The sequence below is a fragment of the Pseudomonas sp. SDO5522_S412 genome (assembly GCF_054071215.1).
Genome location: NZ_JBSVWQ010000381.1, coordinates 1 through 3,036, shown reverse-complemented (window position 1 = coordinate 3,036; position 3,036 = coordinate 1). Strand labels below are relative to the sequence as shown.

The 3,036-nt window shown below is 63.3% G+C and carries 2 protein-coding genes; both read right to left on the bottom strand.

Translation table 11 applies throughout. The features are described from left to right. Positions 1-68: 68 nt before the first annotated feature. Positions 69-1,214, bottom strand: coding sequence for an HlyD family secretion protein (locus ACW9I6_RS31735; protein WP_003207807.1), 1,146 nt, complete (start codon positions 1,212-1,214; stop codon positions 69-71). Then, positions 1,211-2,869: an MFS transporter gene (locus ACW9I6_RS31730; RefSeq protein ID WP_003207803.1), complete on the bottom strand. Its 1,659-nt coding sequence runs from the start codon at positions 2,867-2,869 to the stop codon at positions 1,211-1,213. The genes ACW9I6_RS31735 and ACW9I6_RS31730 overlap by 4 nt, the downstream gene beginning before the upstream one ends. Positions 2,870-3,036: the final 167 nt, after the last annotated feature.

The window sequence follows — 3,036 nt, the reverse complement described above, 5'->3', positions numbered from 1 at the left end:
CACATCTGCGACTGACACTCCGCATTCGCGAGCAAGCCCGCTCCCACATTTTTGATCTCCATTGTGTCTTAGGGAGGGGTGTTTTTCAGGCGCCCCGCCGTGTCGATACTCACCACCACCGATAACCCCGGTCGCAGCCGTTCACTCTGCTCCTGCCCCGGATCCACGGTAATCCGCACCGGCACCCGCTGGGCGATCTTGACGAAGTTGCCGGTAGCATTGTCCGCCTGCAACAGGCTGAACTCCGACCCGGTCGCCGGGGAAATGCGCTGCACCGTGCCGTGAAACTTGCGGTGGTCCAGGGCATCCACGGTAAAGGTCACCGGCTGGCCAACCTGCACGTTGTCCATCTGGGTTTCTTTCATGTTGGCGATCACCCACAGCTGGTTCGGCACCAGCGCCATCAACTGCGCGCCGCTGTTGACGTAGGCCCCGAGGCGCACGCCAATCTGGCCCAGTTGCCCGTCACGCGGGGCGATGATCCGGGTGTTCGACAGGTCGATACGCGCCAGCTCCACCGCCGCATCGGCACTGGCCACCGCCGCCTCCAGCGAACCGCGATTGACGATCACTGTCTGCAAATCCTGCCGGGCGATTTCCAGGTTGGCCTGGGCCTGGGCCACGGCCGCGATGGTTTGCGCATTGGCGGCGCGGGTCACGTCCAGCTCGCGTTTGGACACCGACCCATCGCTGATCAACTCCTCATTGCGGCGCAAATCCGCGGTGCTTTTGCGGGCCTGGGCCTGGCTGTCCATCAAGGCCGCCTGACGCAGCTTGATGGTCGCCTCGGCGCTGTTGCGTTGCTGCACCACATTGGCCAGGGACGCCTGCTGCACCGCCAATTGCGCCTGGGCCTGATCAAGGCGCTGCTTGTAGATACGGTCATCGAGGCGCACCAGCAAATCCCCGGCCTTGACGTACTGGAAGTCCGTCACCGGCACTTCATACACGTAGCCGCTGAGCTGCGGCCCGATGATCGTCACCTGGCCGCGCACCAGGGCGTTTTCGGTGGTTTCCACGGCGCTGCTGAAGGGCGGCAACTGCCAGGCGTAGAGCACGATCAGCACGCCGATAATCGCAATCGCGGCAAAGCCCATGGAAGAGATGATGCGCACCCGCAAGGAGCGCGGTTCGGTGGCCGGCATGCTCGGCGGCGCGGTGCCTTCCGGCGTGGAAGCGATGGCGTTGGTGGTGGTCGTCGTCGGTTCGGTCATGAAGAAAGTGCGCCGCTGGGTTGAACGGGAGGCGCTGCACTGGCGGCAGCTTTAGTGGTACTCATCAGCCAGAGGCTGCGGATAAAGATCCAGATCATGGTGAGTATGGCGATGATCGCGATCAGCATGAACACATCGTTGTAGGCCATCACATTCGCCTCGCGGGTGGCGGCCGTGGCCAGGCTGCGAATGCCCATGAGGTTGCGCAACTCGGGGTCGGCGATCACCCCGCCATAGGCCGAGCCGCCGCTGGCAACACGCGCCGCCACACGCGGGTCGAGCAAAGTCAGGTGTTCGACGATCATGCTGGAATGGAATTTTTCCCGCACGATCTGGAACGTACCGAGCAATGCCGCACCGATGAGGCCGCCGAGGTTCTGGCAAATCCCGAACAGCACCGAGAAACTCACCAGGTTCCTGGGGTTGGTCAGTACGTTCTTCGTGCCCAGGACCATGGTCGGCCCGAGGAAGAATGTGCCGCCAAAGCCTAGCAGGAACTGGCTGATGTACATGTTTTGCGGACGCGTGAGGTTGCTGGAGAAACTGTCCATCACCGAGCCCACGGCCATGAAGGCCAGGGAGATGATCAGCGGCATCAGCAAATGCGCGGGGTTGATGGTCAGCGCGCTCACGGCCAGGCCGGCAATCGCCCCCGCCAGCATCACCCAATACAGCGTGCGCATCTGCTCGTTGCTCATGTTCAGCATCTGCATGAAGCCCACGGCACCGGTGGACTGCTCCGAGAGCACCATGCGAATCAGCACCACCGCCAGCGCCAGGCGAATCATCGCTCCGCTGCCCAGCCAGCGGGTCATCAGCAACGGGTTGGAGCGGTTATGTTCGATGGCCAGGCCGGCCATGATCAGCACCAGCGAGCAGGCCGAGGCGATACCAATCCACGGGGCCTCCAGCCACCAGTCGATACGGCCCAGGGACAGCACCGCGCAGAGCAAGGCAACGCCGGTGGCGAGGATGGCGAAGGTCAGGAAGTCGAGTTTTTCGAAGGTCTTGAAGCGGTCGCCCGGGGGCAACTTGAGCAGGAATACGCAGCCCAGGCAGGTCAGCGCCATGCCCAGTTCGAACAGGTACAGGCCGCGCCATTCGGCGATTTGCAGCAGGTCTTCGGAGAACAGTCGGGCCAGGGGCAACGCCAATTGCGCGGTGCCCAGGCCGAGCACCAGGGCTTTCATCCGCCACTTTGCGGGAAAGGCCTGGATCATGTAGTACAGGCCCAGGGAACTGAGGGCGGCGCCGACCATGCCGTGGGCCGCGCGTACAGCGATGGCCGAGCTGAGGTCGTTGACGAACAGGTGGCCGAAGGTGACCAGGGCGTAGAGCACCAGGAACACTTCGGTGAACGCACGCAGGCCGAATTGCTGGCGGAATTTTACCAGCAGCAGGTTCATGGAGACGTTGGTCATGACGTAGGCGGCGGGGAGCCAGGCCATCTCGGCCGTCGTGGCCCCCAGGGCGCCCTGGAGGTACACAAGGTTGGCGATCACCAGCGAGTTGCCGAGGCCACCGGTGATTGCCACCAGTACGCCAACGAGGGCGTAGGCCCAGCGCTTGCGGGTGGAATGCAGCGGCGTCGACGGCGAGCCCGGCAGGCTCGGGCGCTCGTGGGGCTGCCAGGTGTGGGGGGTGTATTTGTCCATTCGGTGGCCTTGATGACCGGCGTTTGGGGCCGGTGGAACGGTTACTCAGGGAGTAGTAAACCTGAGTGGAGTTCAACTTGCCATCTTGGGAGGGATTTGGGCGGTTGGGGTGCATATCCGTTGCTGCGGTAACGGCTGCTTATGGTTCCGCTCTTACAGCGGCTCAC

Bases quoted from the DNA above. Each gene is read 5' to 3' on its own strand.
- ACW9I6_RS31730 (WP_003207803.1), bottom strand. From the start codon at position 2,869: ATGGACAAATACACCCCCCACACCTGGCAGCCCCACGAGCGCCCGAGC.
- ACW9I6_RS31735 (WP_003207807.1), bottom strand. From the start codon at position 1,214: ATGACCGAACCGACGACGACCACCACCAACGCCATCGCTTCCACGCCG.